General features: G+C 38.2%; 4 protein-coding genes. 2 read left to right on the top strand and 2 right to left on the bottom strand.

Annotation, left to right across the window (positions count from 1 at the left end; genetic code table 11):
- Positions 1-3,795, bottom strand: a 3,795-nt coding sequence (locus IQ228_RS17790; RefSeq protein WP_193963770.1) for a CheR family methyltransferase, incomplete at its 3' end; no start/stop codon positions are given.
- A gap of 374 nt (positions 3,796-4,169) precedes the next feature.
- On the opposite strand from IQ228_RS17790, the gene IQ228_RS17785 reads away from it, so the two are divergent.
- A complete protein-coding gene (locus IQ228_RS17785; RefSeq protein WP_027403326.1) occupies positions 4,170-4,730 on the top strand; it encodes a Uma2 family endonuclease in 561 nt (186 codons plus the stop codon).
- Positions 4,731-4,793: 63 nt separating this feature from the next.
- Positions 4,794-5,687: an alpha/beta fold hydrolase gene (locus IQ228_RS17780; protein ID WP_027403327.1), complete on the top strand. Its 894-nt coding sequence runs from the start codon at positions 4,794-4,796 to the stop codon at positions 5,685-5,687.
- Positions 5,688-5,857: 170 nt separating this feature from the next.
- On the opposite strand, the gene IQ228_RS17775 is transcribed toward IQ228_RS17780, so the two are convergent.
- Positions 5,858-6,037 carry a hypothetical protein gene (locus tag IQ228_RS17775; protein ID WP_027403328.1) on the bottom strand — a complete coding sequence of 60 codons (180 nt, stop codon included), beginning with the start codon at positions 6,035-6,037 and terminating at the stop codon, positions 5,858-5,860.
- Positions 6,038-6,790: the final 753 nt, after the last annotated feature.

Genomic DNA, 6,790 nt, shown 5'->3' with positions numbered 1-6,790 from the left:
GGTGGGGGAGGTGGGGGGAGCAACGGGTTCTATGGCTATATCGGTCGGTTTGAGGTTAGTTTGCAGAGGTAGCCTAACTGTAAAAGTTGAGCCTTGATCCTCACCTGGACTGGTGGCTGAGATTGTACCACCGTGAAGTTCTACCAAATGACGCACGATGGCAAGCCCTAGTCCCAAACCTGGATTTGACTTGGTTTTAGTGCCATCAGATTGGCGGAAACGGTCAAATACATAAGGGAGAAAGTCAGAACTAATACCTTTTCCTGTGTCCTTAACTTGAATTTCAGCTTGAAAATCACTGTAATTTAAACTGATATCAATTCTTCCACCTGGGGGAGTAAATTTAATTGAGTTAGAAAGTAAATTCCAAATTACCTGTTGCAAGCGGATTGGATCTCCGACTATAGTGTAGGAACTAGAATCTAGTCTTGATTGAATTTGAATATTTTTCGATTCTGCGGATAAATTCACTACTTCTATAGCCGCTGAAATCACAGGAATCAGCTTAATGGGCTGGACATCGAGACGCATACTACCACTGCTAATTCGGGAAACATCCAATAAATCCATAATTAACAGGTTTTGAGCTTGGGCGGCGCGTTCAATTGCTGCTAATGCTTGTTCAGTCCTAGCTTCATCCAGCTTCTTATGACGCAACAAAGTTGACCAACCTAGTAGGGAATTGAGGGGGTTTCGCAACTCGTGAGAGAGAATGGATAAAAAATCATCCTTGGCGCGGTTAGCTGTTTCTGCGGCTGTCCGCGCTGATTGTTCCTGTTCTAGGAGTTGAATCCGTTCTGCTTCAAACTGCTTCTGTTTAGTAATATCCTCGATCACTAGCAAGATCAGTAGGTCATCGCCTATATGCGGCATTTGTCGGGCATTGAGGCGCATAACCTTGTGTCCAATTTGCTCAAAAATATGCTCAACTTCCACATCTTGAAACTGGGTTTGGTAGGTGATAACATCTTCTAAGAGCGATCGCAATTGAGAAATATCCCACTGTCCATTACCGATTTCATAAATCAGGTGATCTTCTGTTTCTTCTCGCACCACCCTAAATGTGTCGTAGAAAAATTGATTAGCCGTAACCACCCGTAAATCTGCATCCAAAACCACTAAAGATTGGCGAACAGTATCTACAATCGCCTCTGAATAATTACGGGCTGCTGTGAGTTGATCCGTACTATGTTTCAGTTCATCAATATCCACTAAAACTACCACAGCACCATCAATTTTATTATCTATTGTCCGATAGGGTCTAATGCGTAAATCATACCAATGACCATCCTGGTCTTGCACTTCCTGAGTTTTAAAATTCAGAGAGCTAATTACTTCTAAAATTTGTGCTTCTAAATCCGGTATACTTAACTTATGTTTAATATCACTTAATGGTCTGCCGACATCGGAAGGAATCAAATTAAATATTAATCCCGCCACTGGAGTAAAGCGGCGAATCTCTAAATTACCACCTAACATAAGAATAGAAATATTAATACTACTCAGGAGATTTTGTAAATCACTGCTGACCTGATTAGATTCGAGATTCCGCCGTTGTAGCTCATCATTAATAGTATTTAATTCTTCATTAGTCGCCTGAATTTCTTCCTTTGCCGTTTGTAATTCCTCATTGGTACTTTGCAACTCTTCATTACTAGAAAGAATTTCCTCATTCGCTGCTTTCAAATCTTGATTAGAAGCTTGCTGTTCTTCAATAATTGATTGCAAATACTCTTTATTATTTTTTAATTCCTGTTGCAAATCAGCAATTTCTTGGATATAAATGTTGTTTTGCTTCTGCACAGATTCAACATCGCTATTTAATAATGCTTCTACAGAAGTAACTGCTGGCAATAATTCCATAAACAAAACTAAAAACAAATCCTCTGCCTCTTGACTAGGCATTTGAAAAGGAATTATCTCAATATTCACCAGTCTAACTAACTCATTTTTGATGATTTTTATCCCTTCTTTTTTAACTGCTACCCGCTGCCGTTTAGCTTGATGAATACAGGTACGTAGATCTAACCGGAATTCTTCCTTGGCCATTTTCAGCAAATTAAAACTGGGTTTGCCCGGTGCTGGTTCTAAATACAGACTTGTCTGACCTCGAAATTGCAAAATTTCTAAATTCTTATCAATAAGCACACCCACAGGAGAAAATTGATTTAATACAATCCTGTCAGCTTGTTTCTGTATTTCTATATCATTCCAGGAAATATCAGGTGCTGGTAGTTGCCGTTTGGGACTTTCCACAGGTTTGTGACTGGGGATGATTTCAATCGCTAATGGGACAGATATAACTTTTCGAGCATATATTTTGTACTTTTTATCCACCACAGCAAATAACTCAGCAAAATCTCCCACACTTTCTGATGTACCTAACATCAAAAAGCCTGTAGGTTTAAGACTGTAATGGAAGATTGGCACAATTTTCTTCTGGACAGGAGAAGCCAAATAAATTAAGACATTGCGGCAACTAATGAGATCCAATCGAGAAAAAGGCGGATCACTAATCAGGTTTTGTTTAGCAAAAACACACATTTCTCGGATTAACTTGCTAATTTGGTAGCCATTCTCTATAGGCACAAAGAAACGCTGCAATCGTTCGGGAGAAATATCTGCCACTTGGTTGGGTTTGTAAATACCACTTCTCGCTTTTTCTATAGCTATCTCATTCACATCTGTAGCAAAAATTTGGATAGGGATATTCATTCCCTGATGCATTAAGAATTCTATTAAGCAGATGGCTATAGAGTAAGCTTCTTCACCAGTTGAACATCCTGCTATCCATATACGGATAGGATCATCAGTTTGACGTTCCTTAGTAATAAGTGGAAATACTTTAGTTCTTAAAGCTTCAAATGCCTCTGGATCTCGGAAAAAACTGGTGACAGTAATTAATACATCTTGATATAATGCGTTAACTTCAACTGGGTGAGTTTGGAGAAAACAAATATAATCTTCTAGTTTATCTAATCTATACAACATCATCCGGCGCTGAATTCGCCGCTTCAAAGTAGTATGTTTATAATAGGTAAAATCAACACCAGTAGCTGCCCGGAGAATTTGGAAAATATTTAATAAAGGATCTGCTGGTTCGGTGGTGACTTCAGTGGCTGGAACTGATTCTGATTCTGTAATGTAGGGATGAGAGCTTATGTTCGCTAGTTTATCAGCAATTTGTTGGGGAGTGAGGATAAAGTCTACATAACCAGAAGCAACAGCAGTATTCGGCATGGTACTAACCATTCCCGGTTCTTCAGCTTGGGCAAAGGTAATACCTCCTGCACCTTTGATACTTTCTAAACCCCTTGTACCATCTTCATTCCCCCCCGACAGTACCACGCCAATGGCTTTACTGCCTAAATCATCTGCTAAAGACAACAGGAAACTATCAATAGTCATTGCCAAACCGCGAGTTTTCTCACGGGGGCTGAGTTGCAGCACTCCTTGAGCTATGGTCATGGTGACATTAGCCGGAATCACATAAACATGATTCGGTTGTACTTTTATCCCTTCCTGCGCCTCAGTTACAGGCATTTGGGTGGTGCGGGAAAGAATATCGGGTAACATACTTTTTTGGTTGGGACTTAAATGCTGTATCAGCACAAATCCCATACCCGTATCTATTGCTAAATGGCTCAATAGTTGGGTAAATGCCTCTAAGCCACCCGCAGAAGCACCAATCCCGACAATGGGAAATAATTCTTTTTCTTTTCCTGGCTGTTGTGGAGATGGTTGAGCAGTGGCATCATTGGCTGGAGATTTTTTGGTAGACCGCTTACTATTCATGCTATGCACCCGATTAAAGTTTGGGGCTTGAATATTTTGAACGACGGAAATTTTATCTTCCTAGATTTACTTTAGCGAAATATGAGTTGTATGATATACGTATGAAAGCGGTATTTTTGAGAAAATATAAAAATAAGTATTTATATCGTGATAAATCTTGTGCGTATCTTGACTTTACTCTATATCATCCCCAAAGCAATATAGCAGGGAACAGGGAACAGGGAACAGGGAACAGAGTTAAAAGTCCTTCGGTGTATGGTTTTTTAGGTAAATTCTGTATCTCATTCAAGTGCATACCGCTATAACCAAAATCAATAAAATCGTGACCCAAATTTCCGACAATATAATAAAACTATGCTTTCTAGTTACCAATTATGACTATAGCCACTGAACGCCAAATTACACTAGAAGATTTTCTCAAGTTACCAGAAACTAAACCAGCATCAGAATTTATTAATGGGGAAATCCTGCAAAAAGCCATGCCACAAGGTGAACACAGTCGTTTACAGATTAAATTTTGTACTAATATCAATCAAGTAGCGGAAACACCCAAGATTGCTTATGCCTTCCCAGAACTACGCTGTACTTTTGGTGGTAGTACCATTGTGCCTGATATTGCGGTGTTCCGGTGGGAAAGAATTCCTAAAACTGAATCAGGGAGAATTGCTAACCGCTTTGAAATTCATCCTGATTGGGTAATAGAAATTCTTTCTCCTGAACAACCACAGAAAAAAATATTAACTAAATTATTACATTGTTCTCGACATGGAACTGAATTAGGTTGGTTATTAAATCCCGAAGAAGAAAGTGTATTAGCTGTATTTCCTGGACAAAAAATAGAAATATATGAAGGTGATGATAAGTTACCAATTTTGGCAAATATAAATTTGGAATTGACAGTTAAAGAAATTTTTGGTTGGTTGAGTTTTGGTTGATGATTATTAAAGCCAGTTTTACTCCTGACTCCTGAATTCTACTGTATCATTATAATATTTACCATGCAAGCTGATACAAAGGCATTTACCTCTACAAAAATCTGGACTTGGCAAGATTTTCCTATTTGTTACCAAACTCAAGGGAAGACAGGACCCGCTGTAATTCTGATACATGGATTTGGTGCATCCTGGGGACACTGGCGCAAAAATATTCCAGCTTTAGCCGCAAATTGCCGAGTTTATGCAATTGATTTAATTGGTTTTGGGGGTTCAGCTAAACCCAAGCCAGGAGAAATTACCTATACCTTAGAAACTTGGGGACAACAAGTAGCAGATTTTTGTCGGGAAGTGGTGGGTGAACCTGCATTTTTGGTAGGTAATTCTATTGGTTGTATTGTCGCTATGCAAGCGGCGGTAATTAACCCGGATATGGCGTTGGGAACTGCTTTGCTTAACTGTTCTTTGCGGTTATTACATGATCGTAAACGTCCAAGCTTACCTTGGATTAAGCGATTTGGTACACCAATTTTACAAAACTTTCTAGCAATTAAACCAGTAGGTAATTTCTTTTTTAATCGTCTAGCTCAACCACCAACAGTTAAAAATATTCTTTTACAAGCTTATGCTAAGGGCGAAACGGTGACAGACGAGTTAGTAGATATTTTGATGACACCGGCAAAAGATCCTGGGGCTGCGGCTGTATTTTTAGCTTTTACTGCTTATTCTAGTGGTCCTTTAGCGGAAGACTTATTACCTATAATATCTTGTCCAGTCATTATTTTATGGGGAACAGCTGACCCTTGGGAACCTATTAATTTAGGTAGAGAGTTAGCCAATTTCCCCCAAGTTCAAAAGTTTATTCCTTTAGAAGGTGTAGGACATTGTCCTCAAGATGAAGCTCCTGAGTTGGTAAATCCAATTTTACTTGATTGGATTGGTGAACTACTAGTACCGTAGGGCGGAATTAAAAATCAACTATTAAAAATAAAAAAAAGCTGATTACACAAGCTTTTCAGAAATTTTTAATGGTTGATTGATTTACGCCCGGCGGCACTAGTACAGAAAAAAAGCAAATTCAGAGAAATTAACTTTAAACTATTAAGACTGATTTTGTAGCCTAGGCTAACTTACCACCATCCGTGGCGACGATGACCACGCCAGCCACCATGCCGACCACCACGCCGGCCACCATGCCAGCCACCATGCCAGCCACCATGACCACCAGATAGAAGTTGCTGTTCTTCTACGGATAGTTCTACAACTAAATCAAATGGGATATTTTGAGATGGAATATTTTGGTTTGACATAATAATTGTTAACCTCAATTAATTTTTTGCTAGGTTTTGTACAACCATATTTACTTTTATAAAGATATTTCTGATCAATTTAATGATTCTATGGTTAGAAATATTATTTGATAACTTATATCATTTGATGCCAATAAATCAACTTATTATATAACTAGAGATAGACTCATGCAATTTTATTTAAAGCCTGATGATAAAAAAGGAAGGAGGAGAAAATTAAGCCAGAATTTTGGCATAAGATACTGCTAATGTTTGATATCAAGCAATCTATCTGAAAATTTCTCCTCACCCTATAATTACAAAATTGAAACCCTAAGACTATCAAAAATAGTCCAGTTAGATATTTTGCCTATTTAGGAAGAGTATGAACTATCACACTAGTCGTTACGCTCAGGATAGCTATCTTCTCTGAAATAAGGTGTAGGTCGATCATATTTTGGATAGTCTTTACCACATTTTTTAGGTTTACAACAACAGGGAGGGAGTGACTGGTAACATCCCCCAGATAAAAGTTGTTGTTCTTCTGCTGATAGTTCTACAAGCAACGTAGATTTATTATCTTGATTTAACATTATAAGCCTCACTTAGTTGAATTATTTCCGGTTTTAATTTGCTGACAACTTCACGATAAAATCAGATTTCATGTTTTTATTCAACATGATTATTAGCCTCAATTTATGAATAAGTGAATGTTGCCTATACTTCTTTTATAACTATTAATAATTAGAAAAAAATGCCCCCTTAGTCATAGGT

The sequence above is a fragment of the Dolichospermum sp. LEGE 00246 genome, from assembly GCF_015207865.1.
GTDB classification, from domain to species: Bacteria; Cyanobacteriota; Cyanobacteriia; order Cyanobacteriales; family Nostocaceae; genus Dolichospermum; species Dolichospermum heterosporum.
This window is presented reverse-complemented; position numbering and strand designations above follow the sequence as displayed.

What these genes read in the sequence shown, in the direction of transcription:
- IQ228_RS17775 (WP_027403328.1), bottom strand. Translation starts at nt 6,037, where the DNA reads ATGTCAAACCAAAATATTCCATCTCAAAATATCCCATTTGATTTAGTT.
- IQ228_RS17780 (WP_027403327.1), top strand. Translation starts at nt 4,794, where the DNA reads ATGCAAGCTGATACAAAGGCATTTACCTCTACAAAAATCTGGACTTGG.
- IQ228_RS17785 (WP_027403326.1), top strand. Translation starts at nt 4,170, where the DNA reads ATGACTATAGCCACTGAACGCCAAATTACACTAGAAGATTTTCTCAAG.